Source organism: Pseudomonas sp. Bout1 (genome assembly GCF_034314165.1).
GTDB lineage: Bacteria > Pseudomonadota > Gammaproteobacteria > Pseudomonadales > Pseudomonadaceae > Aquipseudomonas.
In genome coordinates, this window is record NZ_JAVIWK010000001.1 from 2,973,747 (window position 1) to 2,996,107 (window position 22,361).

Here is a 22,361-nt window from a genome sequence, read left to right on the forward strand (position 1 = left end):
GCAGGCCCACACGGTGATTCTGAATAATTGCACCCGCGGCTGCAAAAGCCTTTCGCTCGCGGTAGTAGGACGTGTAGCGTTACCCCCGGCGATAAGGGCTACGGCCAGGTGTTATTTTGCGACCCCTGGCACCAGGGATCGAGCGCGATGTGCAGAGGGACAGGTGATGGCGCAAACGCTGTTCAAGCTTTTCTTCACCCAGCGGCTGGCGGCCCTGGCCAGTACCGAGTCATTGCGGGCCATACGCGAGGGGCTGCTGTGGATCCTGCCATGCCTGCTGGTGTCGGCGGGTTTCCTGATTCTGTCCGAATGCGCCCGTGTGCTGGGTTTCGACCCGCAGGTGGTGGCCTTCCTCGCGGGGTTGCACAACCAGATCAGCTCGGTAATTCCGTTGCTGGTGGCCGCCTCCATCGGTTACATGCTCGCGATCCAGCACCGCCTGCCGCAACTGCCGGTGGCGTTCCTGTGCCTGGCCCATGTGGTGATCGCAACGTTTGTGCTGCGCGATTTTCCCCGGGCGTCGGCGACCTTCGTGTTGTTCATCGCCATTGCCTCGCCGCTGATCAATGTGCCCGCCATTGGCTGGCTGCACCGGCGTCGCTGGACCCGGTTGATCAACGAAGACCTGGTGGGACACAACCTCAAGGGCACCATCAATATGGTGGTGCCGGGGGCGATCACGGCGCTCGTGCTGGTGCTCGTGTTGTCGTTGCTGTTGCAGGTTCCGCAGGTGGCGCAGCTTCAGGGGCCACAAGTGCTTGATGCACTGGAGACGCCCTATGGCAGTGGCCTGTTTGTGACGCTGATGAATTCGCTGCTGTGGTTTTTTGGCATCCATGGTGTGTACGCCATGCAGCCGTTGTTTGACGTGTTGGACCAAGCCGTTGTGCTCAACAACGCGGCGATGGCCGCGGGCGAACCGGTCAAATATTTGCTGAACGGCGGCTTGCTGGGCAGTTTCGCGTTTATCGGCGGCTCGGGTGGTGCGTTGTGCCTGCTGACGGCGATCCTGCTGTGTTCCAAGAGCAAGTCCATGCGCCTGGTGGCGATGGCCAGCCTGCCGCTATCCCTGTTCAATGTCAGCGAAGTGCTGTTGTTTGGCTTGCCGATTATCCTCAATCCGCGTCTGTTCATTCCCTTTCTGCTGGTGCCGGCGTTCAACGCGATGCTGGCGCTGACGGTGGTGCAGATTGGCTGGGTGTCGCCGGCGGTGGTCAGTGTGCCGTTTACCGCGCCGGTATTGCTCAACGCCTATTTGAGTACCCACGGTGACCTCGCGGCGGTGCTGCTGCAGGTGCTGCTGCTGGGGGTGGGCACGTTGATTTATGCGCCCTATGTGCGAGCGATCAACCGCCAGGCCACGGAAGGCGGCACGGTGTATTTGAAGTCGCTGGACATGACCTTTCGCGGCCTGGAAGAAAAGGGTCGCTTGCTGGAACTGGACCCGGTGATGGCGTCCCATAAAGCCCAGGCGCGCCAGACCAGTGAGTTAAGCCATATCCAGCAGATCAGCGACTATGAGTTTTACCTGGAATTCCAGCCGCAGGTTTCTACCCTGACCGGGCTGTGCACCGGTTGTGAAGCGTTGATGCGCGCACGGGATGTCGAGGGCACGGTGCATTCGCCCTGGGAGTTCCTGCAATGGTTGGCCCATGCCAGGTTGATGCCCGACGTGGATGTGTGGGTGGCATCCCAGGCCGTGCGGCAATACCAGAGGTGGCAGAAGGTCGGGTTTACGTTGCCGATGACGATCAATATTTCCAGCGCCACGCTGACGACCCCGGCGTATGGCGACCGGCTGGTGGAGATACTGGCCCAGGCCCACGGGCAGGTGTCGGTGGAGATCACCGAGGATGCGTTGGTGGGGGATATACAGGGCACGCGGCAGATGATCGAGAAGCTGCAGGCGATTGGTGCCAAGGTGTATATCGACGACTTTGGAACCGGGTTTTCGGCGCTGAGTTATTTGCACCAGTTCCCGGTGGATTTCATCAAGATCGATCGCAGTTTTGTGGTGGCCCAGCATGACCCAAAGGGCGCCCAGGTGTTGACCGGGATGTTGCGGTTTTGCGAGGCGCTCAACCTTGGCGTAGTGGTCGAGGGGGTTGAGACCGCCGAGCAGCTTGCGTTTTTTCAGTCGGGCTCGGAGTTGATCATTCAGGGCTGGTATTTCAGCAAGGCAATACCGGGTGATGAGCTGGAGCGGTTTGTGCGGGGACGGTACGCCCAGATGCACCCTGGCGCTCCAGAACCCCTCTGAAGGTTGCACTCAAGGCCCGCAACGTTTCGCGGGAGCGGCCATCACTGATCCGGCTGTGCAGCACGATTTCACTGACGGGCAACGTCGGCAACCCGTACTGTTCGCTGACGTCCACCGCGCCTGCCGGCGCCACTCGCCGGGCCAGCGCCGCCACGCCCAGGCCGGCGCTGACCGCCGCGCCCACTGCCATGACGCCGCCGCCCACGAACACTTCAGTCCAATCAATACGCGCCTCGTCCAGCGCCCGCACCGCGAGTTGGCGCACGCCGCAGGGCGAGGCCATGGTTGCCATGCGCAGCGGTGTGCCCGGGGTGTGCTGCCAGGTCGGTGCGGCGAACCAGCCAAAGCCCTCAACCACCAACACCTCACCGTCCTGGCGGTCGCCCTCGTTGCGCACGATTACCGCGTCCAGTTCATTGCGGTCGAACGCTGCGACCAGGTCCCGCGACGAGGCAATCCGTACCTCCAGGATCACCAGCGGGTCGTACGCCGTGAGGCGACTGAGCCACAGCGGCAAGTCTGGCCCGGCCACGTGGTCGCTGATGCCGATCACCAGCCGCCGTGGCGCGCCGTTGCCCATGTCACCCAAAGCGCGTTCGTGCGCGTTGAGCAGTGCACGGGCGGCGACGATGAACTGCTCGCCCTGAGGCGACAGCCGCACATGCCTCGGCGTGCGCACCAGCAGGCGGTAGCCGAGGCGCTCTTCGAGGCGCTTGAGCTTGAGGCTGATGGCCGCCTGTGACGTGTCCAGGGCCTGGGCCGCTCGGGTGAAACTGGCGAAATCGGCCACCAGAACAAAAGCCTGCACGGTGTCGATATCCAGCGGTTTGAGTGCGTCGGTCATTTCGAATCCTTATCACACTTATATCGGGTGATATCTTGCTGAAATCATGCCCGCTGCGCAAGCTGGCCACTCATCTGAACAGGAGCGCCATGATGTTTGCCAAACAGTATTCACACCGCTTGCCAGCCGATTACCCGATGGAGGTGATCCGTGAGCGCGCCGCCAGGTTGGGGCCGCAGTGGGATCACGCCGAGGGTTTGCTGTTCAAGGCGTTTATCGCCCAGGAGCAAGGGCAGGGGCCGGGCGTGGGCAACCTGTATGCGTCGGTTTATCTGTGGTCCGATCCGCTGCAGGCCGCAGACTTTTTACTCGGCGAACGTTTTCAGAAGGTGTTGGACAGTTTTGGCCAGCCACACATTGAGTCCTGGTTACCGCTGGATCTGCAGCGAGGCCCGGCGCAAAACGCCTTGAGCCTGTATCGGGAAGAGTGGGCACTGGCGCCGGGGGCCGACCGGGCGCACATACTGGTCGCAGAAAAAGCGCGTAATCAGCGGATCGCAGACAGCCGCGATAACTTTGCCGTGTTTCTGGCGCTGGATGTGCAGGCGTGGAAGCTGGTGCGCATCACCTTGTCGGGCCAGGCATTGGATGCGAGCCATCCGGGCAGTGGATACGAGGTGTTTTACCTGGCGCGGCCGGGGGTGTGAATGCCGGTAGCCGCCGGTCCGTCGGCGGCTACGCGTGCCATCAGGAGTTGAGGCGTGCGCGGGGCTGGCTCAACTTGCGCTCGGCCACGGTGCCGAACACCAGGCCCAGAGTGGTCCACAGCACCAGTTGAATCCCCAGCGAGGCCACGCGGAATTTCCACAGCAACACCGCCGAGAATTGCTCAGGCACTTCATTGATGGTCGGGAACAAATTGCCGGCCACCGACACGATCACGATGTACAGCGCCACACCCAGAATCGCGCCGGCCCACACGCCACGGCTGGCAATCAGCTTGCGTGCGGCGTTGATCGCAATCACGGCGGCTGTCACTGACACCAGCAGCATCAGGAAGAACAGCTTGGTGCGTTGTGCGATGGTGGCCGGGTCGCCCACCGAAGGCGGGTTGGCCGGGTACTTGAGCCCCGGCACCACGATGATCGTCACAAACGCGGCCAAGGCCAGCAGCGCCGCCAGGCCACGCGGGCCGACCTTGCCGATGCGGCCCAGGGAGTAGGCGAACACCAACGCGAAAATGCCGCCCAGGGATACGCTGTACACCACCACACCGGTGAACAGGCCGAAGGTACTTTGTACTTCGCGGCTCACCAGTTCTTCTTCCGGCGCGTCGCCGTGCATCTGTGCCATTTTATCTTCGAAGGCAATGGCCTTGTCGATCTGCGGCTCACCAAAGGTCTTGGCGAAACCGAACGCCAGGATGCCGGCCAGCAAGCCCACCAGCATCCCGCGAACGAGTAAATGCCCTGTCATGTCGTCACACTCCAATCAATGGCAGGGGAAACCTAGCAGGTGACGACCGTCGTGCACAAACTCATGCACGTACATGCCTTTGAATACGGCGGTTGCGCCTTGCTCGGCGCCGACGAAGTAAATCGCCAGCAACAGCAGCAGGCCGCCGAAAATCGCCCAAGGCAGAATTTCGCCCAGGGGAATGGACGGTATTGAAAGGTCGGAGTCGGTTGCAGCGGTATAAGCCATGAGAACCTCCAGGGATGACGCGTCCCGAAATGGATAGCGAGTTGGCTGAAACAGGGTCTGGCTTACGGCTATCAGGCCGAATACAGTGGCGCGACCGCGCCGGCGTTGAACCGGCTTCCTGTTGCAGAATGGTTGAAACATATTGAAACAACTTGCCGAGTCTACGCCGACTGCACCTTAAAACCAGAGCGATTTGTTATGCAGGCCACCCGTTTAACCCTTGTTTCCCACGCCAGCACCCGTGCCCAGAAGCGGGCACGCTTTGCGCTGGATGAGCCGGTGGAAATGGACTGGCAACCCGCGGCGTTGTCCCAGGCGCCGCGCTTCAAGCGCGCGCCCCGGGTGTTCTGCGGCCCAGAGGCGCGTACCCGGCAGACGGCGATGCTGTTTGCAGCCGATGCTGCGGTTGAAACCGCCCTGCGCGATTGCGATTTCGGTCGTTGGCAAGGGCTGGCCATTGATGAGGTCCAGCAGGCTGAACCCGAAGCGCTGCAGGCCTGGTTGACCGACAGCGCCTCGGCGCCCCACGGTGGCGAATCGGTAGTGCAACTGTGTGAACGAGTAGGGCAGTGGTTGCAGTCCCTTGAGCAAATGCCGGGGCATGTGCTGGCCGTGACCCACCCGTTTGTCATCCGCGCGGCGCTGTTGCACGTTATGCAATGCCCGCCCTCACAGTTCAACCTGATCGACGTCGAGCCGCTGTCATCCACCGAACTGCGCTTCAACGGCCGTTGGCGCCTGCGCCTGGAAACTCACGCCTGACGCCCCGAACATGGCAAAATCCGCTCCCCGCATCGAGAACACCCATGAAGACTTTCCCATGAAACGCATCCTGATCATCGGCATTGGCGCCGGCAACCCTGACTACATCACGATGCAGGCGGTCAAGGCGCTCAACCGCACCGACGTGTTTTTCCTGATGGACAAGGGCCAGAGCAAGGACAAGCTGATCGACCTGCGCCGGGAAATCTGCGCGACCTACATCACCGATCACGCCCACCGTTTTGTCGAGGCCGATTGCCCCGAGCGTGTACGCGGTGACATCGACTACACCACCGCCGTGAAGGACCTGAACCGCGACAAGCAACAGACCTTCGAGCGAATGATCAATGAAGAAATGGCCGACGGCGAAGTCGGCGCCTTCCTGGCCTGGGGTGATCCGGCGCTGTACGACAGCACCATTCGTATCCTGCAGGCGATCCTGGCCAGTGGCAGTTGCGCGTTCGAGTTTGAGGTGATCCCCGGGATTACCAGCGTCCAGGCCTTGGCGGCCCAGCACAAAGTGCCGTTGAACCGCATTGGCCGCTCCATCGAAATTACCACCGGGCGCCGGTTGGCGGCAGGGCAGGCAAGTGATGCCGACACCCTGGTTGTCATGCTGGATGCTGAAGACTCCTACCGCACCGTGGCCGATCAGGACCTGGATATCTATTGGGGCGCCTACCTGGGTACGCCGGACGAAATCCTGATCAGCGGCAAGGTTGCCGAAGTGGCCGAAGAGATCGAACGGGTGCGCAAGGCGGCGCGCCAGGCCAATGGCTGGATCATGGATACCTATTTGTTGCGCAAACCCTGAAGGTTGATGCCCATGCTCAAACTGATCGCCCTCTCATTGGCGCTGTTTACCAGCGCTGCCCATGCCGAAGCCAAACTGCACACGGACCTGCCGCTGCCTTACCTGGAGCAAACCCAAAGCGATGCGCGCAACGAGCCATTGGTGATCTTCCTGCATGGGTATGGCAGTGACGAGGCCGACTTGTTCGGGCTCAAGGATCGCTTGCCGTCGACCTGGACCTACCTGTCTGCGCGGGCACCGATGCCGGTGGAAGGCGGCGGTTATCGCTGGTTCCGCAAGAAGCCGGGCGACGGCGATTTTGATGGCGAAACCGTCGATTTGCAGGGCAGCGCGAAGCTGATCGAAGCCTTCGTCGCCCAGGCCACCGCCAAGTACCACACACAACCCGAGCGGGTATTCCTGGTGGGTTTCAGCCAGGGCGCGATCATGTCGTACGAGGTAGGACTACGGCACCCCGAGATGCTGCGCGGGATTGCAGCGTTGAGCGGCAGTGTGCTGCCGGTGCTCAAGGCCGAGCTCAAGCCGGATGCACGACTGGGCAAACTGGCGATTTTTATCGGTCACGGCACACTGGACCAGGCGCTGCCCTACTACTCGGCAACGCGGGCCAACGAGGCGTTGCAGGGGATTGGCCTCACACCGCAATTCCACGGCTACCCGGGGATGATTCATACCGTCGGTGAGGCGGAATTACAGGACTTGAAGCAGTGGCTGGAAAACAGCCTGCGCTGAATCCGGCGATGTGAATGCGATAAAAATGTGGGAGCTGGCTTGCCTGCGATAGCGGTGTATCAGTCGCCAAAAACAGTGACTGGTCAATCGCTATCGCAGGCAAGCCAGTTCCCACATTAGATTTTCATTGTCAGGTAAACCGGGTTATCTACCGCCAATAATCTGTTTCACCAACAGCGCATGACCGGCTTCATCATCCGCCCGGGAAATAGCCTGTACCACCAACTGGTGGCTCCCGGAACCGGTGAGGAATGTAGAGCTCAGTGTCTTGCCGCCGCCCATGGTCGCGGTGCTGTCGACCTGGCGCAGGGCCAGGCCTTTAACCGTGAGTTTCTTCTCGGCGCCTTTCTTGAAGTCTGGCAGGGCAGCGCTTTGTTCCTTGACGAAATCCGCCACGGCGCTGTCGAGGAACTGCGGGTCGTTGTCCTTGATCAGGCCGGCGACACTCGGTTTTTCGACGACAAAAATCACGCTTTTGGTGGCCTGGTCGCTGTACATCGTACCGTTGGCGCCTGCGGTGCCGTGTTCGGCATCACCGGCCGGCAGTGGGTCGGCCAGGTACGACTTGGGCAAGTTGAAGCTGAACTTGCCGTCGAGGGTGGAGATGGTCTGGGTGGCGGTTTTCTGCGCCGCAGGCTTACTGGCGGCGAGGACTTGGCTGGCGCCGAAGCCGGCAGCCAGCGCGAGGGCCAAGAGGGCTGCGGTCTTGCTGAGGGTGGCCATGAAGCTCTCCAGGGATGAACGAAATTGCGCCGTATTCTGTCAGAAAATTCGCAAGATCGTTCATCTCCGTCCCTACACCTTGTCGGACTCTTCTTCGAGCCGGTCCATCTCAAACAGCCGCGCCAATTCGGTCCGGGCTTCCTGGGCCGACTGCATCACCTTGGCCGCGTCGTCATACACGGCGTGTTGCGCCGCCAGCAACTGCAGGTCGTGGTTTTTGAAACGGCTGATGCGTGCGTCGGCCTGGGCTTGGGTCAAACCAAGGCCCACCAGGGTGCGGCGGCTCATTTCCAGGCTGGAGTAAAACGTCTCGCGCACCGGTGATGCATCAAGGTCCACCAGGCGGTGCACGTGTTGGCGGTTACGGGCGCGGGCGATGATCTTCATGTGCGGGTAGAGGCTGCGCACCAGTTCGGCGGTCTTGATGTTGATTTCGGGGTCGTCCATGGCAATCACGAAAAACTCGGCCTGGTCGACTTTCGCCGCGTGAAGGATTTCCGGGCGCTGGGGGTCGCCGTAGAACACCGGCATGCCACCGAAGCTGCGGGTCAGCTCGATGGTCTCCACCGAGGTGTCGAGGGCGATAAACGAGATGTTTTGCGCCCGCAGGATCCGCGCCACGATCTGCCCCATACGGCCCATCCCGGCGATCACCACCCGTGGCGAATCGCTTTCGATGGCGCGGTATTCCTCGGGGACTTCCACCGGCTTGACCTTGGCCTTGAACAGCTTGGGGCAGAGCAACAGCAGCAACGGCGTCACGGCCATCGACAGGGTGATGGTCAACACGAGGATGTCGTAGAGGTGCGGTTCGAACAGCCCTTGGTCGCGGCCGATCTTGAATACCACAAACGCGAACTCGCCCCCGGCCGCCAGCACCACACCCAGGCGCAGCGCGCTTTCACGGTTCAGGTCACCGGCCAGGCGTCCCACGCAAAACAGCAGCGGTAACTTGATGGCGATCAGCAGTAAGGTCAGGCCCAGCACGATTACCGGCGCACTGAACAACAGGCTGATATTGGCACCCATGCCCACGCTGATAAAGAACAGGCCCAGCAGCAGGCCCTTGAACGGCTCGATCTGCGATTCGAGTTCATGCCGGTATTCGGAGTCTGCCAGCAGCAGCCCGGCGAGGAAGGCGCCAAGCGCCATGGACACGCCCACCAGTTCCATCAGCCAGGCCGTGCCGATCACCACCAATAACGCGGTGGCAGTGGAAACTTCCCGCAGCCCGGTCTTGGCCACGATGCGAAACACCGGCCGCAGCAGATAGCGCCCGCCGATGATCACTACGGCGATACTGCCCAGCACTTCCAGGCCGTGCTGCAGGCCCTGGGAAGTGGTGGTGGGGTGATCGCTGCCGGCCAGCAGCGGCACCATGGCGATCAGCGGGATCGCCGCGATGTCCTGGAACAGCAGGATCGCAAAGGCCAGGCGCCCGTGGGGTTGGTTGAGTTCCTTGCGCTCGGCCAGGCTTTGCAGGCCGAAGGCCGTGGAGGAGAGCGCGAGGCCAAGGCCCAGCACGATGGCGCTGTTCCACGACTGGCCAAACACAAACAGTGCGACCACGCCGATCACGCTGCCCGTGAGCAATACCTGCGCCAGGCCGACCCCAAACACCGCCTTGCGCATCACCCACAAGCGCTTGGGCGACAACTCCAGGCCAATTATGAACAGCAGCAACACCACCCCAAGTTCCGAAAACTGGCTGACACTTTGCGGGTTGCCCACCAGGCCCAGCACCGACGGGCCGATGATTACGCCGGCCAGTAAGTAACCCAACACGGCGCCCAGTTGCAGGCGCTTGGCCAAGGGCACGGTCAGTACGGCGGCGAACAGGAATACAACCGCCGCTTGTAACAGGTTGCCTTCATGGGGCATTGGGAACTCCAGGATCTTGTTGCTGAATCAACAGGGCGCTATTAGAGCGCTTTTTTACATTTCGAAATCTGAATTTTTGCACAGGTTAAGTCCTTCGCCTGAGCGTTCATTGGATGGCGTAGCGTTCCTACAAGGCACTCGCGTAAATATTATTACCATTTAGTGCAATGACTTTTTTGCCTGCGGCTAACGTTGTGGCAAACAGGATCGGTAGTGGAAAGGGCTGTTTTTTATGGGCGGACAAGCGCCTGGCATGCTTGCATTACACCGCAGGCCCGGCCAGATGCCGGGCTTTTTGTTGTCTGAATAGCTGTCGCCATTGTGCAGCCTTATAGACAATACTTGGCACTCTTGCCTTGTCGGACATCACAGTGAACCAACTCCTCGCCATGCGTGCCTTCGTCCGTGTAGTCGAAACCGGCTCCTTCAGCCGCGCGTCCGACCAATTGGCACTGCCGCGCTCCACCGTCAGCAAACTCATCACCGACCTGGAGAAGCACCTGGGCGTCAAGCTGATGCATCGCACCACCCGTGCGGTGGCGGCGACGCCGGAAGGGTTGGAGTACTACACCCACGCACTGTGCCTGGTGGCCGAGCTGGATGAACTGGATAACGCCTTGCGCGGCCAGAAGCTCAAGCCCGGTGGGCACCTGAAAGTGGATGCGCCGGCGTCCTTTGCCAATTGTCTGTTGATCCCGGCGCTGGTGGATTTTCATCGTGAGTACCCCGACATCAGCATTGCCCTGGGCATCAGCGACCGTGCCGTCAATATTGTGGGGGAGGGTGTGGATTGCGTGCTGCGGCTTGGCAAACTGGATGACATGGCGATGATCGGCCGCAAGGTTGCCGACCTGGAGTACGTCACCTGTGCGGCGCCCGGTTACCTGGAACGCATGGGCGCGCCCGTATCGCCCGAAGACCTAGAAAAGAACCACCTCAAGATCGGATATTTCTTTGCCGGGTCGGGTAAGCCGGAGCCGTTGATTTTCGAGAAGGGGGCGGTCCGTCATGAAGTCGGCAACTGCGCGTTTTCTACCAACGAAGGCAATGGCCTCAAGGAAATGCTGCTCGCCGGCCTGGGCGTCGGGCAGCATTTAAAGTCCATCGTGGACTACTACGTAGAGGCAGGCCAGTTAGTCCCTGTGTTGGCGGATTGGACCCGGCCCTCCACGCCGTTGCACATCATCTACCCACCGAACCGACACCAGAATGCCCGGCTGAAGGTGTTTATCGACTGGGTGATCGAGCGGTTCGGCGTCAGGCAATAATTGCCGTCACGCGGATTTCAATGCGCATCGCCGGCAGCCCCAGGGCTTGCACCCCCAACTCGGTCCAGATCGGTGCGTGATTGGGCATGTAATGGCGGTACCACTTGACCATCTGCTCGTTCACCTCGGGAGGAAAACCGCCCACGTGGTAGGAGTTGACGTGCACCACATGCTCCCAGCCGGCACCGGCTTGCGCCAGGGTGCGGTCCAGGTTCTGGAAGGCCAGGGCGATTTCGTCGGTAAGGGCTTCGGGAATCTGGAATTGGTCGTTCCAGCCGCCCTGGCCCGAGGTTTCTACGCGGTTGCCGATTTTTACGGCCTGGGCGTAGTGCAGGGTTTCGCGTGCGATGTCGCCATAACCGGGTGTGATGAAAAATTCAGGCTTGCTCATGGTGTTCCTCGGTTTCAGTGGTTGACCCGACAAAGGCTAATCCACTGAATAGCCGAACAAAATCCGTGTTTTCTGTCATCACTGTGCAGGGTTATGGACAGTCCGGGTTTCAGTTTTTCACATTGCCGAACCTCACCCTTTGTTACTATCGCCCTCCGTTGTCACCAGGAGTCACCGCCACATGCAACACCAGTGGGATGAAATGCACCGTACCCGCAAGCCCACGTTTGTGTTGTGTGGCGAGCCCCAAGGGGATGTGCTCAATCTCTACGTCCATGGTTATTCGGCGTTCTTCAACCAGCAGCAACTGGGCAATTTTTCGCAGCAACTGGCAACCATTGAAGGCTCGACCAACCTGATGCTGTTCTGGCCGGCGGGGCACTTCCTGGAAAACCTGTTTGCGCCGTTTAAAGACGTGATCGCCTCGATGCTCGGCGGCGGTAGCCTGGGCGCGGCGACGATCGGGGTGGGCAAGGCGATTGCCTATTTCCTTGACCATTACAAGAGCGTCGAGGCGCGGGTGGATGAGGTCGCCAAAAGCCTGCTGCCCGAACTGGCCAACTACCTGCATGGCGAGTCGCTCAATGTGCGGCAGATCAACCTGATTGGCCACTCCCTGGGTGCGCGGCTTCTGGTCAAGAGCCTGCTGGCGAGCCCCGAAGTGGCCCGTGAATTGCCGCTGAACAACCTGCTGTTGATGGGGGGCGCCATTTGCACGTCCAGCCCGTGGGACCTGGTGTCGGCGCCGCTCAAGGGGCGGGTGATCAATTGCCATTCCAGCAAGGATTGGGCCCTGGCGCTCAAGCCCGACACTGAGCGTTGCATAGGCCGGTATGCGATTGCGGTGACGCCCGCGCTCAAGGCCAAGGTGGCCAATGTCCATTTGGCAACCTTCGACCACGCCGCTTACTGGCCGCAGTTGAAGACAGTGGTGCAGTACACCGACTTGTTGCAGGAGCGTCGGGGCATGATCCGTGCCGATCAGCGCAGCAGCGAGGTGCGGTTTGCCGAAGAGGATGTCGACCTGTTTCCACTGCTGGTACAGGCGCGTCCGGAGGAGTTGAAGTTCTTCGCCGAGCTGATGGCGCAAAAGCGCAGTGCCTCTATCGACGCCACCGTGCGCGAACCCCTGAAGCTGGCCATCGAGTTGCAGCGCATGGGCGGCGACACCTTCATGAACCTGGCGCGCGGCCACGGCGTGAGCTATCGCGAAATCGCCCAGGACGTGGCGCAGCGGGTGGGCATCAAGTTTGATGAGCCGATCGAAAAAGTAGCCTTGGCGGATTTGGAAGTGCAAGTCGCCGAGCGGTTGATCGAGCAATACAAGGACAAACTCAGCCAGGCCGACCGGCAAGTGTTCGAGGCGGAGCTGAAGGCCGCAGCGCAAAAGGAACAGGGGTTTTTCAATCGGTTTGATGTTGGGCGGTCAGCCACTACTGCCTTGAGTGGCACCGCGCTGGCCGGGCTGACCGGGTTTATGCTGCGTCGGGGTGCAGCCACGGCGATTCCGGTGGTGGGCCAGGCGCTGGCGGCGGCGATGCTGCTGGTGACCGGTGTACGGGCATTTTCCGGCCCTGCGTACTCCATCACTACCTTGGCGGTATTGGTGACCGGGGTGATTCGCGAGCGCATGGAGCGCGAAGCACTGAACCAGGAGCTGGATCTGGTGGTCCAGGTGGTAGAGGCATTTGATCTGCCCCGGGAGACGGTGATGCGTACCGTCGCGTCTGACTGATAAGCTGCGTTCACGTCTTGTGTGAAAGCCTGGTACCCCGCGTGAAATTCAGCCTGCCCAAAATTGCTACCGCCCCGTTCTGCCCCCCGGAAGTCTCGGGCTCCGTCGTCGTTGACTCCAGTGCTTCGTTTTTCAAGCGTGTGCTGAAGTTTGCCGGTCCCGGGTTACTGATCTCCATTGGCTACATGGACCCGGGCAACTGGGCCACCGCTATCGAGGCCGGCTCGCGCTACGGCTATAACCTGTTGTTCGTGGTGCTGTTGGCCAGCCTGGCAGGCATGGCGGTGCAGTGCCTGTGCTCGCGCGTGGGTATCGCCACCGGCAAGGACCTGGCGCAGTTGAGCCGCGAACGCTACAGCCGGCGTTCGTCGTTCGTGCAATGGGTGCTCGCGGAAATCTCGATCATCGCCACCGACCTCGCCGAAGTCCTCGGCTGTGCCTTGGCGTTTCACCTGTTGCTGGGCGTTTCCCTGACCACCGGTATCGTCATCACGGCGTTTGATACGTTGTTGATCCTGGCCTTGCAAAATCGAGGTTTCCGCCGACTGGAAGCGATCATGCTGGCGCTGGTGGCGACCATCGGCGTGTGCTTCTTCATTGAGCTGGTGCTGATCAAGCCTTACTGGCCCGACGTGTTCCGTGGTTTCACGCCGTCGTTGTCGGCCATCAGTGATGCCGCACCGCTGTACCTGGCCATCGGCATATTGGGCGCCACGGTGATGCCGCATAACCTGTACCTGCACAGCTCCATCGTGCAAACCCGCCTGTTCGGCAAGGACCTGGCCAGCCGCCAGGACGCAGTGAAGCTGGCGCGTATCGACACCATCGGTTCGCTGGCGCTGGCGCTGTTGGTCAATGCGGCGATCCTGATACTGGCCGCCGCCGCTTTCCACCAGACCGGTCACACCGACGTGGTGGAAATCCAGGACGCCTATCACCTGCTCGACCCGTTGGTGGGCGGTGCATTCGCCAGTGTACTGTTCGGTGTTGCGTTGTTGGCGTCTGGTCAAAGCTCCACGTTCACCGGCACCCTCGCCGGGCAAGTAATCATGGAGGGTTACCTCAACCTGCGGATTCCGTGCTGGCAGCGGCGCTTGATCACTCGTGGCTTGGCGTTGATTCCCGCGTTCCTCGGCGTGTGGCTGATGGGAGATGATGCCATCGGCAAGCTGCTGATCCTGAGCCAGGTGGTGTTGAGCCTGCAGTTGCCGTTTGCGTTGTATCCACTGATCCGTATGACGGGTGACAAGCGCCTGATGGGGCCGTTCGTTAACAGTTCGCCAACGCGACTGCTGGCCTGGGCCTTGTTTGTGGTGATCAGCGGGGCCAACGCCTGGCTGATCGGGCAATGGTTGTTCTGAACTGATTTAAGCCAGGACGGCCAACGCTGTGTATTTGGCTAGCATGGGGTCGGCCGTCAATAGCTTCATCGGTTCGACGATGGCCGTTGCGATGATGAGCCGGTCAAACGGATCCCTGTGATGATGCTCAAGGTCCTTGACGGCGATTGCGTGTTCCGAGGTGATGGGTAATTCTACGTAGCCGCTTTCCAGGCAGTGCTCGCGAATGTCGTCCAGGTTCACATTCAGCTTTCCAAGCCCCACTTTTATAGCCAGCTCCCAGAATGTGGCAGCACTGACATAGATTTCTGCCGCGTTCTCGATCAGCTTTCTGGCCCTGCTGGACAGTTTTGGGTCATCGCTCAGGGCCCACAGCAGAATGTGCGTATCCAGCAACACCCTCATCGATGGTTTCCCTCGAACGCATCCAGCATGTCGTCTGGCAATGGCGCGTCAAAGTCCTCCGGTACCACCAGTTTTCCTTTCATCGCGCCTATTCGCCGACCCGCAGGTTTACCTACGGGAACAAGCCGAGCCATGGCGCGCCCATGCTTGGCGATGGTGATGATTTTGCCTGCGGCGGCCTCATCGACGAGTTTTGATAAGTTATTTTTTGCTTCGCCCAACGGTACCGTAATCATGTGCTCTTTCCCGGATTTTGGCCAAATATAGCCAAAATTTCGTAGGCAGGCAAAGATCAGCCGACTGCTGGTTGAGGACGATTTTTGCGAGCTTGGTTGTGTGTTTCCGAACGGGTAATGACTGGCATCCATGACGTCTCTCCTGAAGGAATTCGTCAAAGTCTGCCTGAGTTCAAGCGGTTTTTGCCCTGCGTTGCGTAAAATCAGAATCGACCTACTTGAAGAAAGATTTTCGCTGACAGGGCAGGGCGAACAGCTTTTGTTGCAGCTCAACGGTCCCAGTACGGCACGGCCCCAAAACACTCGACGAAGTAGTCAATCACCGTCCTCACCTTCAACGACAACCGCCGACTGCCTGGCCACAGCGCCGCTATCTGTTGTGGCTCCAGGGTCGTCGCCACTTCATAGTCGGTAAGCACCGCCTGCAGGCTGCCAGCACGCAGGCCTTCGCCAATCAACCACGATGGAAACACCACCAATCCCAGGCCTTGCTCGGCTGCGTGGGTCAGCGTGTCGGCATGGTTGCCGGTGATGGGGCCTTTGACGCTGTAGGGCGTCCAGTCGCCTTGCTCGCGACGGAAGAACCAGCGTTGCTGGCCCGTGACACCCTTGTAGGCCAGGCACTGGTGGTTAACCAGTTCGTCAGGATGGCCGGGCGTGCCGAAACGCTCCAGGTAGCCTGGGCTGGCGGCAAGCCGGAAGCGCTGGGGGGCGAAGATTCGCGCCTGCATGCCGGAATCGTTCAGCACGCCAATGCGAAACAGCAGGTCGGTGCCATCTTGCAACGGATCAACGTAGGTGTCGGTCTGCTGGATATCCAGTTGCAGCTTCGGATAACGCCGGCACAACTCCCCGAGCCACGGCGACAGATGGCGCTGGCCAAAGACCATGGGTGCATTGATACGCACCAGGCCGCTGGGTTCGCTTTCCTGCTCCTGCAGTGCCTGCCCGGCGGCTTCCAGTTGCTCCAGCATCAGTCGCGCATGACGGCCCAGCAGCCGCCCGGCTTCGGTAGGGCTGACCGCACGGGTATGGCGATACAGCAACTGCTGGCCGAGGGCCTGCTCCATCAACTGGATTTGTCGGGATATGGAGGAGGGCGCGAGGCCTTCGCGGCGTGCGACTTCAGAAAAACTGCCGTAGTCCAGCACCGCGACAAACAGGCGAAGCGCCTTGAAGCTCAGTTCGTTCAAGCCTTGCATCATGACTCCGTGCTGTGCGTATTGCGCAAAGGTGTTGTCGGCATGCTCCCATTTATCGCACAGCAGTGCCACCGGATAATGCGCGCCATTGTTCCTCTCTAACGCGCAGGTGATGTATGCAGGCTTCTTCAATGGAGGGTGTGGCTCAAGCCAGGCCCAAGACGTTTCTTCGGTTGCTGCTGCTACCGTTGGTGATTTTTGCCGGCATGGGCTTGTCGGTGGAGGCCGGGTTGCTCGGCCCGCTGGGGGTGCAGGTTGGGCACTTGTGGGCGACCTTGAGCATTTTTGGCGTCGGCTCGGCGATCCTGTTCTTGCTGTTGCTGTTCAGCGGCCCGCAAAAGGGCCCGGCGTTGACCGACCTGCCGCGCTGGCAGCTGGTTGGCGGTTTTCTGGGGCCGATGTACGTAATCGTGCTGACCCTCGCCACACCGCATATCGGCATCGCGATGACCATGATCGCGATTTTGTCGGGCCAGGTGGGCAAAAGCGTGCTGATCGACCACTTCGGCTGGTTCGGCGCCGCCCGCAAGCGGGTTAACGTTGAGCGCTGGATTGCGTTGGCGTTGATTGTGGTTGCACTTGTTCTGATTGCGCGGGGTTAAGGCGATGAATCTGATTCTGTTATTGGTGTTGGTAGTGGCTGCCGGTGCGGTGTTGAGTGTGCAGGCCGCCATCAATGGTCGCCTTGGGCAGGCAGTGGGCGTATTGCGCAGCAGCCTGCTGACGTTTGTGGTGGGGGCGATCACTACCGGCTTGCTGATCCTGTTCTTCGAGCCGGCTCATGCGGTGAGCCTGCTGGACGTGCCGAAATGGCAACTGACCGGCGCCTTGTTCGGTGTGGTGTACATGATGGTGATGGTCGGCGCGGTACCTATCGTGGGTACGGCGGTAGCGACGGTGGCGGTGATCGTTGGGCAGTTGGGCATGGGCATGTTGATCGACAACTTTGGTTGGCTGGGCAACCCGGCGATCGAGTTGTCCGGCAGCCGGATCGTGGCGATGCTGTGCCTGGCGCTGGCCCTGGTATTCATGTACCGCAGCAACGCTCGTCGGGCTGACTGACGGCGCTTTGAACCTTGCATCATTGCCTATAGTCATTGCTTGAGGTGCCGGCGTTCGCCGCACTTGGACGACCATGAAAAAGGAGTCTGACCATGCAAGAGAAAACATGCGCCTGCCCCCACTGCAACTGCCAGTTGGGGAAAAACGCGGTGATGAAGGACGGCAAGGGGTATTGCTGCCAAGGCTGCGCCGAGCATCATGCCCATGGTGAGCCTTGCGCTTCGGCGACCGGGTGTGAGTGTGCCAAGTCGGCCCGCGGCTAACGCGGGCCTGATGGAGGAGCGAGCAAGCTCGCTCCTGCCGTTCATTGGGGTTCCAACTCCAGCCTGAGGCTGTGATCCGCCAACCGCTGTCGGTCCCGAACCACGCCGCTGGTGCGCCGGCCCAACAACGCAAGCACTATTGTCTGCGCATCGTGAAGGTCCTCCGGCAACGGCTGGAACACCTGCAGCACCCACCCTCCCGGCTGGCTGCGTGACAGGCTGACCTGGCACTGTGCATGCCTGGGTAGCGGGCCAAACAACGTGTCCCGTGTGTAGTCGATGTGCGCCTTTCCGGTAACTGCATCGGTTTGATTCACCTGTTTCGTCTCCTTTATCAGGCTTGTGGGCGCGCATCCGAGCGGCGCCATTGCACATTTTCGATGCCGAATTTCTCGGCCTGGGGCTGGCTCGTCTTCTTTACCTGCTCCCGGGCGAAACGGCCGATACGGCCCACGCCGGCGTCGCAGCTTGCCCAATGCCAGGCTTCGGCAGTGTCGAGTTTTTCCAGACGGATGATGAAAGACTTGGGCTGGCCATGCAGCGTGTAGTCGATCACGAAAAGTTTTGCGTTAGTCATGGATCCGTTAACCCTCCTTGTGTCTTTAAGTGACCCTCTTGAAGCGGTAAAAATTCACTCGGATTAAGTGCCGCAGGTCTTATCATGGCGTTCCACCCTGAAACGATGTGCCTCTGAATGGCCCTTGCCGCGCCCCCCGATCTCAGTGATCACGCCATCCCCGTGCAACCCTTGGCGCGCACCTACCCGCGCGGGTTGTACGTCGAGCCTCATCAGCACGATTGGGGCCAGTTGCTTTACGCCATGAGCGGCGTGATGTGGGTCGAGACGCCGCAGGAGGCGCTGGTGGTACCGCCACAGCGCGCCGTGTGGCTGCCACCGGGGGTCGAGCATGGGATTCGCGTGGTCTCGGACTTGCAGATGCGCAATATCTACCTGCGTCCGGCGCTGGCCGCGACCCTGGACAGCCAGGTTCAGGTGATCGAGGTGGGTGGGCTGCTGCGCGAGCTGATCGTGGCGTTGGTAGAGCAGGGCGACAGTGCTGACCAGACCTACTACGAGGCGGTGGTGGGCCTGGCCCTGCTGGAGCTGCAACGAGCCCGGCGTTCGTCTATCCGCATCGCCTTGCCCATGGGCGCCGATCGGCGCTTGACCAGTGCCTGCCAAGCGGTGATGGCGTCACCTTCCCTGGACATTCCCTTTGAACAGCACGCAGAAGCTGCGGGTGCCAGCGTGCGGACCCTGGCCCGGCTGTTCCAGAACAGCCTGGGCATGGGCTTTGCCGAATGGCGCCGCCAGGTGCAGTTGGCCACCGCCGTGGCCGAGTTGATCCAGGGCCAGTCGGTCAGTGCCATCGCGCGGTCGCTGGGTTATTCACCGAGCAGTTTCAGCGACATGTTTCGCCGTGAACTGGGGATGGCGCCGTCGCAGTATCCTGTCTGAGGCTTGGCCGAAATCCTGAAGCACTTGGCCGATGCTTCGGATTTGAGCCCCCTACACTGACCGCATCAACCCCTGCTGCGGAGCGTTCCATGAATTACCTGATTTCCTTGGCCATCGGCCTGTTGGTCGGCGTGATTTACGGTGCCCTGGATTTTCGCTCACCCGCGCCACCCGCCATCGCCCTGGTAGGGCTGATGGGCATGTTGTTGGGCGAGAAACTCTGGCCCATGGGCCGGCAGTTGATCAGCACCTGGTTGTCCTGAAACCCTTTTTAACCTCGATGGATGTTGGCCATGAAAGCACTGCAATTTTCCGCCACCGGCGATCTTTCCGCCCTTGCTTACGTTGACGTTGCCACCCCGGTGCCGGCAGCCGGCGAAGTCCTGGTGCACGTCAAGGCCGCCGGGCTGAACCCCAGCGATGTGAAGAACGTGCTCGGGCGCTTTCCCTACACCACGTTACCGCGCATTCCCGGGCGTGATTTTGCCGGGGTGGTGCTGGAGGGGCCGCAGGACCTGGTAGGCCAGGAAGTCTGGGGCACCGGCCGCGACCTGGGCTTTTTCGCTGACGGTTCCCACGCCCAGTACCTCACCGTGTCGGCCAAGGGCGTGGCCCACAAGCCCAGCCATTTGAGCTTTGCCCAGGCCGCCAGCCTCGGCGTGCCTTACACCACGGCCTGGGATGCGCTTGAGCGCAGCGGTGTCGGCAAAGGCACGCGTTTGCTGGTGATTGGTGCCAATGGGGCGGTAGGCAGCGCGGCACTGGCCCTGGCGAAAATTCGGGGCGCCCAGGTGCTCGGGGCGGTGCGGCGCCCGGAACAGGTCGAGGCGTTGCGCGAGCAGGGTTTCGAGGGGCTTTTACTCGGTCAGCCCGACGCGTTGGGAGGGCAGGTCAACGCCCTGTTCGGTACGGGCGCTGACGTGATTTTTGACACCACCGGCTTCTGGCTACCGGCTGCCGTGGCGGCGCTCGCGCCGTTTGGCCGTATCGCGATCATCGCCGCGCCGGTGGACGGGCACGTGCAACTGCCAGCCCTGGCGTTGTACCGCAAGGGTGGGTCGGTGGTGGGGATCAATTCATTGCTCTACAACTGCGAACAGTGCGCCGTGATGCTGGAGCAATTCGGGCGGTTCTTTGACGAGGATTTGTTACCGTTGCCGAGCGGCTTGCGGGAAGTATCGCTGGCAGACGGTGTGCAGTGCTTTGAGGAAGTGAACCAGGGCAGTGCAGACAAGATTATCTTCCTGCCCTGACCCGGTCATTGTGGGAGCCCGGCTCCCACATTTGATGTTTGTTCAGGCCTCTGGAACGCCTATCTCCCACGCCGACCAGTTCTTCAGAATCGCCTGCACCAGCGGGTTGCCGGTGCGGTACAGGTTCTCCAGCGCTGGCACAAAACCACCCTGGTCTGCGTACTTCAACAGGTTGTCTACTTCGCTATAACCCGGGTACGGCCGATCAAAGTCGGAACCGGCCCGCACCACCGCCAAACGCTTGATATCCACCAACCCTTCACGGCTGGCCCGCAGCAACGCTTCATAGGTGGAGTTGTCTTCCTGCTGGGTGGTGCAGTACACGCCTTTATTATCCGTCAGCAACTTGGTCCAGACTTCGGCGCGTTCACTCAGGCGCGTCCCGGAGAACCAGGTATTGCCCGCCAGGGTGTCGCACTGGGTAACCTGCGGTGGCTGGTTGGCCGGAGCGTACGGGTAGTGTTTGCGCCAGGCCGTGGACTCCTTGCTTTCAGTGAGCTCGACTTTTTGCGACAGCGCAAACGCCTTGGCTTGCAGCTTGGGGTTGAGCTCGAACACTTCGGTCTTGTAGTCCAGCGGCGGCTTTTCGTTTGGCCCCTTGGTGTTGATGCCGATATAGCCGGTCGGCCAATCTTTCGGTGCATCGCGCGAATCCAGCTCCCACTGGGTGCCGAACTCCACCAGGTAATGTGCCCACGCGGCGGTGCCGATGGTGCCGTGGTGTGGGTTGATCCCGGCAATACCGGCGATCAGGAAGTAGCTCTGACGCAGGTCGAACTTGGGCGACAGCGCCAGTGCCAGGGTCGAGGCGGCGGCGTTGGTCTGGCCCATGCCGGTGACCAGCAGGCACACGTCCTGGGTGTTACAGCGAATCACCGGGTACTCGGCCGACAGGCCAGGCACGCGTACTTCCTGCTTGAGCTGCAGGCGATCGATCCAGTTTTGCGCCTCGGGGGCGAACATGGTGATCAGCATTACCTTGGGCTTGATCGGGGTGGCTTCGCTGGCCAGTACTACCTGTGGCAACAGCGCGCCGACGGCCAGGCCGATGGCGATTGAGAGGCGGGTAAAGGTCTTCATCTATTGCTCCTTGTTCACACTCAGAATTGATAGCCCACACCGGCGTAGTAACCCCAGCCGTTGGAGCGGGCGCGGAAATCACCGTCGCCAAAGTTCAGCTCGCTGCCGTCTTCCCAGTTGCCGCCGTTATGGAAGTAGCGACCTACCAGGGTGAAACGCAGATGAGTGAACGAATACAACAACACGTTTGTTGCAACCAGGGAGTTGGCAGTGCGTGCGGGGTTGTCTTTGTGCAGATCCGAGCCGAAATCGTAGTTGGTGAAGCCGATGTAGGTCAGCGATGCACCATTGTCGAAGCTGCCGATGGGTACGATGTACTTCATCTGCGCCCGGTAGCCGTCCCATGAATATTCGTTGCTGGCGCCGTAGTTTTCCCACTGGTAACGGCCATAGAAGTTGGCCGACAGGTTGACCCGCGAGTGGGTCTCGATGTCGGTGCCCAGGCCGCTGTACAAGGTGTTGGCACGGTTGGCCTTGTTGCTGCCGTGGTCGTAGATCCAGTCAAACGCCACGTACCATTCCTTGAACGGCCCGATGGCCAGGCTGCGGCCCGCGAGGTAGTCGATGGAGATACGTGGCTCGTGCTCCATGAATACCGGGGAACCGTGGTCCCAGGCGCCTTTGTCATTGCTGTTGCCGATGCCGAAGATCTTTGGGATGTCGACGTAGCCATACAGTTCGAACGGGCCTTTGCGGCCAAAGTATTCGTACTCCAGGTAAACGTCATCGGCGGGTTTGGGCCCAAAGCTGATGTCTTTGCTGCCGATGACCGTCAGGTCCTGGTTGAACCAGTCCGACAGGTACACGCCTTTTTTCGAGGGGCTGGCCTCCGGGGCCAGGGTTTCGCCCTGTGCTGAGTCATCGGCAGGCTTTTGCTGCGCCAAAATGGGTGCGCTGAGTACTCCCGTAACGGCAGCCAGTAGCAGGGAAACAGCAAAAGGAGTAGCCGACGCAGGTCGTCTGGAAGTGGGGTGCATTGAAAATCCCTGTTCGTACGCGGTTGTGGC

General features: G+C 60.7%; 27 protein-coding genes and 1 riboswitch. Of the genes, 14 read left to right on the plus strand and 13 right to left on the minus strand.

Features of this window, described 5'->3' with window-relative positions:
- Positions 1–166: 166 nt before the first annotated feature.
- Positions 167–2,260, plus strand: a complete 2,094-nt coding sequence (locus RGV33_RS13890; RefSeq protein ID WP_322144725.1) for a PTS sugar transporter subunit IIC/EAL domain-containing protein — start codon at positions 167–169, stop codon at positions 2,258–2,260.
- Here the strand turns inward: RGV33_RS13890 and RGV33_RS13895 are convergent.
- A complete protein-coding gene (locus tag RGV33_RS13895; protein ID WP_322144726.1) occupies positions 2,172–3,104 on the minus strand; it encodes a LysR family transcriptional regulator in 933 nt (310 codons plus the stop codon). The genes RGV33_RS13890 and RGV33_RS13895 overlap by 89 nt on opposite strands.
- A 92-nt stretch (positions 3,105–3,196) precedes the next feature.
- Here RGV33_RS13895 and RGV33_RS13900 point away from each other — a divergent pair, with 92 nt between their 5' ends.
- Positions 3,197–3,751 (plus strand): DUF4865 family protein, encoded by a 555-nt coding sequence (locus RGV33_RS13900; protein WP_322144727.1) that lies wholly within the window; start codon positions 3,197–3,199, stop codon positions 3,749–3,751.
- Positions 3,752–3,791: 40 nt separating this feature from the next.
- On the opposite strand, the gene RGV33_RS13905 is transcribed toward RGV33_RS13900, so the two are convergent.
- Together RGV33_RS13905 and RGV33_RS13910 are read right to left on the minus strand one after the other, a co-directional pair.
- Positions 3,792–4,520, minus strand: a complete 729-nt coding sequence (locus tag RGV33_RS13905) for a CbtA family protein (protein WP_322144728.1) — start codon at positions 4,518–4,520, stop codon at positions 3,792–3,794.
- 15 nt (positions 4,521–4,535) lie between these two features.
- Positions 4,536–4,748, minus strand: coding sequence for a CbtB domain-containing protein (locus tag RGV33_RS13910; RefSeq protein ID WP_322144729.1), 213 nt, complete (start codon positions 4,746–4,748; stop codon positions 4,536–4,538).
- Between the two features lie 31 nt (positions 4,749–4,779).
- Positions 4,780–4,910, minus strand: a riboswitch (cobalamin riboswitch).
- 36 nt (positions 4,911–4,946) lie between these two features.
- Here RGV33_RS13910 and RGV33_RS13915 point away from each other — a divergent pair.
- From RGV33_RS13915 to RGV33_RS13925, 3 genes are read left to right on the plus strand one after another with little or no spacing between them, the layout of a single operon-like run.
- Positions 4,947–5,510, plus strand: coding sequence for a histidine phosphatase family protein (locus RGV33_RS13915; protein WP_322144730.1), 564 nt, complete (start codon positions 4,947–4,949; stop codon positions 5,508–5,510).
- 58 nt (positions 5,511–5,568) lie between these two features.
- Positions 5,569–6,324: a precorrin-6A synthase (deacetylating) gene (cobF, locus tag RGV33_RS13920; RefSeq protein ID WP_322144731.1), complete on the plus strand. Its 756-nt coding sequence runs from the start codon at positions 5,569–5,571 to the stop codon at positions 6,322–6,324.
- A 12-nt stretch (positions 6,325–6,336) separates the two neighbouring features.
- Complete coding sequence (locus RGV33_RS13925) at positions 6,337–7,056, plus strand: alpha/beta hydrolase (protein WP_322144732.1); 720 nt, start codon at positions 6,337–6,339, stop codon at positions 7,054–7,056.
- A gap of 144 nt (positions 7,057–7,200) precedes the next feature.
- On the opposite strand, the gene RGV33_RS13930 is transcribed toward RGV33_RS13925, so the two are convergent.
- Together RGV33_RS13930 and RGV33_RS13935 are read right to left on the minus strand one after the other, a co-directional pair.
- Positions 7,201–7,779: a hypothetical protein gene (locus RGV33_RS13930; protein ID WP_322144733.1), complete on the minus strand. Its 579-nt coding sequence runs from the start codon at positions 7,777–7,779 to the stop codon at positions 7,201–7,203.
- 72 nt (positions 7,780–7,851) lie between these two features.
- Complete coding sequence (locus RGV33_RS13935; protein ID WP_322144734.1) at positions 7,852–9,660, minus strand: monovalent cation:proton antiporter-2 (CPA2) family protein; 1,809 nt, start codon at positions 9,658–9,660, stop codon at positions 7,852–7,854.
- 371 nt (positions 9,661–10,031) lie between these two features.
- Here RGV33_RS13935 and RGV33_RS13940 point away from each other — a divergent pair, with 371 nt between their 5' ends.
- Positions 10,032–10,928, plus strand: a complete 897-nt coding sequence (locus tag RGV33_RS13940; protein ID WP_322144735.1) for a LysR family transcriptional regulator — start codon at positions 10,032–10,034, stop codon at positions 10,926–10,928.
- Here the strand turns inward: RGV33_RS13940 and RGV33_RS13945 are convergent.
- Positions 10,918–11,319, minus strand: a complete 402-nt coding sequence (locus RGV33_RS13945; protein WP_322144736.1) for a RidA family protein — start codon at positions 11,317–11,319, stop codon at positions 10,918–10,920. The two genes, RGV33_RS13940 and RGV33_RS13945, sit on opposite strands and share 11 nt — an antisense overlap.
- Positions 11,320–11,500: 181 nt before the next feature.
- Between RGV33_RS13945 and RGV33_RS13950 the strand changes: the two genes are divergently transcribed.
- Positions 11,501–13,054, plus strand: a complete 1,554-nt coding sequence (locus tag RGV33_RS13950) for a DUF726 domain-containing protein (protein WP_322144737.1) — start codon at positions 11,501–11,503, stop codon at positions 13,052–13,054.
- Positions 13,055–13,095: 41 nt separating this feature from the next.
- Positions 13,096–14,415 (plus strand): Nramp family divalent metal transporter, encoded by a 1,320-nt coding sequence (locus RGV33_RS13955; RefSeq protein WP_322144738.1) that lies wholly within the window; start codon positions 13,096–13,098, stop codon positions 14,413–14,415.
- Between the two features lie 6 nt (positions 14,416–14,421).
- On the opposite strand, the gene RGV33_RS13960 is transcribed toward RGV33_RS13955, so the two are convergent.
- The 3 genes from RGV33_RS13960 to RGV33_RS13970 form a co-directional block, all read right to left on the minus strand.
- Entirely contained in the window at positions 14,422–14,799 is a 378-nt protein-coding gene (locus tag RGV33_RS13960) for a type II toxin-antitoxin system VapC family toxin (protein ID WP_322144739.1), read from the minus strand.
- On the minus strand, positions 14,796–15,167 hold the full coding sequence (locus tag RGV33_RS13965) for a type II toxin-antitoxin system Phd/YefM family antitoxin (protein WP_322144740.1): 372 nt from the start codon (positions 15,165–15,167) through the stop codon (positions 14,796–14,798). The genes RGV33_RS13960 and RGV33_RS13965 overlap by 4 nt, the downstream gene beginning before the upstream one ends.
- Positions 15,168–15,304: 137 nt before the next feature.
- A complete protein-coding gene (locus tag RGV33_RS13970) occupies positions 15,305–16,237 on the minus strand; it encodes a LysR family transcriptional regulator (RefSeq protein ID WP_322144741.1) in 933 nt (310 codons plus the stop codon).
- Positions 16,238–16,353: 116 nt separating this feature from the next.
- On the opposite strand from RGV33_RS13970, the gene RGV33_RS13975 reads away from it, so the two are divergent.
- The 3 genes from RGV33_RS13975 to RGV33_RS13985 all read left to right on the plus strand — a co-directional run bounded on the left by RGV33_RS13975 (position 16,354) and on the right by RGV33_RS13985 (position 17,562).
- Positions 16,354–16,839, plus strand: a complete 486-nt coding sequence (locus tag RGV33_RS13975) for a DMT family transporter (protein WP_322144742.1) — start codon at positions 16,354–16,356, stop codon at positions 16,837–16,839.
- 4 nt (positions 16,840–16,843) lie between these two features.
- Entirely contained in the window at positions 16,844–17,299 is a 456-nt protein-coding gene (locus RGV33_RS13980) for a DMT family transporter (protein ID WP_322144743.1), read from the plus strand.
- 92 nt (positions 17,300–17,391) lie between these two features.
- Positions 17,392–17,562: a metallothionein gene (locus RGV33_RS13985; protein ID WP_322144744.1), complete on the plus strand. Its 171-nt coding sequence runs from the start codon at positions 17,392–17,394 to the stop codon at positions 17,560–17,562.
- A gap of 41 nt (positions 17,563–17,603) precedes the next feature.
- On the opposite strand, the gene RGV33_RS13990 is transcribed toward RGV33_RS13985, so the two are convergent.
- Positions 17,604–17,879, minus strand: coding sequence for a hypothetical protein (locus RGV33_RS13990; protein ID WP_322144745.1), 276 nt, complete (start codon positions 17,877–17,879; stop codon positions 17,604–17,606).
- Between the two features lie 17 nt (positions 17,880–17,896).
- Positions 17,897–18,139 carry a DUF6555 family protein gene (locus RGV33_RS13995; protein ID WP_322144746.1) on the minus strand — a complete coding sequence of 81 codons (243 nt, stop codon included), beginning with the start codon at positions 18,137–18,139 and terminating at the stop codon, positions 17,897–17,899.
- A gap of 117 nt (positions 18,140–18,256) precedes the next feature.
- Between RGV33_RS13995 and RGV33_RS14000 the strand changes: the two genes are divergently transcribed.
- The 3 genes from RGV33_RS14000 (at position 18,257) to RGV33_RS14010 (ending at position 20,274) form a co-directional block, all read left to right on the plus strand.
- The gene (locus RGV33_RS14000) at positions 18,257–19,021 is read left to right on the plus strand and encodes a helix-turn-helix transcriptional regulator (RefSeq protein ID WP_322144747.1); all 765 of its coding nucleotides are present in this window, start codon (positions 18,257–18,259) and stop codon (positions 19,019–19,021) included.
- Between the two features lie 89 nt (positions 19,022–19,110).
- The gene (locus RGV33_RS14005; RefSeq protein ID WP_322144748.1) at positions 19,111–19,284 is read left to right on the plus strand and encodes a DUF1427 family protein; all 174 of its coding nucleotides are present in this window, start codon (positions 19,111–19,113) and stop codon (positions 19,282–19,284) included.
- Positions 19,285–19,314: 30 nt separating this feature from the next.
- On the plus strand, positions 19,315–20,274 hold the full coding sequence (locus tag RGV33_RS14010; protein ID WP_322144749.1) for a zinc-binding alcohol dehydrogenase family protein: 960 nt from the start codon (positions 19,315–19,317) through the stop codon (positions 20,272–20,274).
- 42 nt (positions 20,275–20,316) lie between these two features.
- Here RGV33_RS14010 and RGV33_RS14015 read toward each other — a convergent pair whose 3' ends face one another.
- Both RGV33_RS14015 and RGV33_RS14020 read right to left on the minus strand, forming a co-directional pair.
- Positions 20,317–21,354, minus strand: a complete 1,038-nt coding sequence (locus RGV33_RS14015) for a purine nucleoside permease (RefSeq protein WP_322144750.1) — start codon at positions 21,352–21,354, stop codon at positions 20,317–20,319.
- Positions 21,355–21,374: 20 nt separating this feature from the next.
- Positions 21,375–22,331: a nucleoside-specific channel-forming protein Tsx gene (locus tag RGV33_RS14020; RefSeq protein WP_322144751.1), complete on the minus strand. Its 957-nt coding sequence runs from the start codon at positions 22,329–22,331 to the stop codon at positions 21,375–21,377.
- Between the last annotated feature and the right edge of the window lie 30 nt (positions 22,332–22,361).

Bases quoted from the DNA above. Each gene is read 5' to 3' on its own strand.
- RGV33_RS13890 (WP_322144725.1), top strand. From the start codon at position 167: ATGGCGCAAACGCTGTTCAAGCTTTTCTTCACCCAGCGGCTGGCGGCC.
- RGV33_RS13895 (WP_322144726.1), bottom strand. From the start codon at position 3,104: ATGACCGACGCACTCAAACCGCTGGATATCGACACCGTGCAGGCTTTT.
- RGV33_RS13900 (WP_322144727.1), top strand. From the start codon at position 3,197: ATGTTTGCCAAACAGTATTCACACCGCTTGCCAGCCGATTACCCGATG.
- RGV33_RS13905 (WP_322144728.1), bottom strand. From the start codon at position 4,520: ATGACAGGGCATTTACTCGTTCGCGGGATGCTGGTGGGCTTGCTGGCC.
- RGV33_RS13910 (WP_322144729.1), bottom strand. From the start codon at position 4,748: ATGGCTTATACCGCTGCAACCGACTCCGACCTTTCAATACCGTCCATT.
- RGV33_RS13915 (WP_322144730.1), top strand. From the start codon at position 4,947: ATGCAGGCCACCCGTTTAACCCTTGTTTCCCACGCCAGCACCCGTGCC.
- cobF (WP_322144731.1), top strand. From the start codon at position 5,569: ATGAAACGCATCCTGATCATCGGCATTGGCGCCGGCAACCCTGACTAC.
- RGV33_RS13925 (WP_322144732.1), top strand. From the start codon at position 6,337: ATGCTCAAACTGATCGCCCTCTCATTGGCGCTGTTTACCAGCGCTGCC.
- RGV33_RS13930 (WP_322144733.1), bottom strand. From the start codon at position 7,779: ATGGCCACCCTCAGCAAGACCGCAGCCCTCTTGGCCCTCGCGCTGGCT.
- RGV33_RS13935 (WP_322144734.1), bottom strand. From the start codon at position 9,660: ATGCCCCATGAAGGCAACCTGTTACAAGCGGCGGTTGTATTCCTGTTC.
- RGV33_RS13945 (WP_322144736.1), bottom strand. From the start codon at position 11,319: ATGAGCAAGCCTGAATTTTTCATCACACCCGGTTATGGCGACATCGCA.
- RGV33_RS13950 (WP_322144737.1), top strand. From the start codon at position 11,501: ATGCAACACCAGTGGGATGAAATGCACCGTACCCGCAAGCCCACGTTT.
- RGV33_RS13960 (WP_322144739.1), bottom strand. From the start codon at position 14,799: ATGAGGGTGTTGCTGGATACGCACATTCTGCTGTGGGCCCTGAGCGAT.
- RGV33_RS13965 (WP_322144740.1), bottom strand. From the start codon at position 15,167: ATGGATGCCAGTCATTACCCGTTCGGAAACACACAACCAAGCTCGCAA.
- RGV33_RS13970 (WP_322144741.1), bottom strand. From the start codon at position 16,237: ATGCAAGGCTTGAACGAACTGAGCTTCAAGGCGCTTCGCCTGTTTGTC.
- RGV33_RS13975 (WP_322144742.1), top strand. From the start codon at position 16,354: ATGCAGGCTTCTTCAATGGAGGGTGTGGCTCAAGCCAGGCCCAAGACG.
- RGV33_RS13980 (WP_322144743.1), top strand. From the start codon at position 16,844: ATGAATCTGATTCTGTTATTGGTGTTGGTAGTGGCTGCCGGTGCGGTG.
- RGV33_RS13985 (WP_322144744.1), top strand. From the start codon at position 17,392: ATGCAAGAGAAAACATGCGCCTGCCCCCACTGCAACTGCCAGTTGGGG.
- RGV33_RS13995 (WP_322144746.1), bottom strand. From the start codon at position 18,139: ATGACTAACGCAAAACTTTTCGTGATCGACTACACGCTGCATGGCCAG.
- RGV33_RS14000 (WP_322144747.1), top strand. From the start codon at position 18,257: ATGGCCCTTGCCGCGCCCCCCGATCTCAGTGATCACGCCATCCCCGTG.
- RGV33_RS14005 (WP_322144748.1), top strand. From the start codon at position 19,111: ATGAATTACCTGATTTCCTTGGCCATCGGCCTGTTGGTCGGCGTGATT.
- RGV33_RS14010 (WP_322144749.1), top strand. From the start codon at position 19,315: ATGAAAGCACTGCAATTTTCCGCCACCGGCGATCTTTCCGCCCTTGCT.
- RGV33_RS14015 (WP_322144750.1), bottom strand. From the start codon at position 21,354: ATGAAGACCTTTACCCGCCTCTCAATCGCCATCGGCCTGGCCGTCGGC.
- RGV33_RS14020 (WP_322144751.1), bottom strand. From the start codon at position 22,331: ATGCACCCCACTTCCAGACGACCTGCGTCGGCTACTCCTTTTGCTGTT.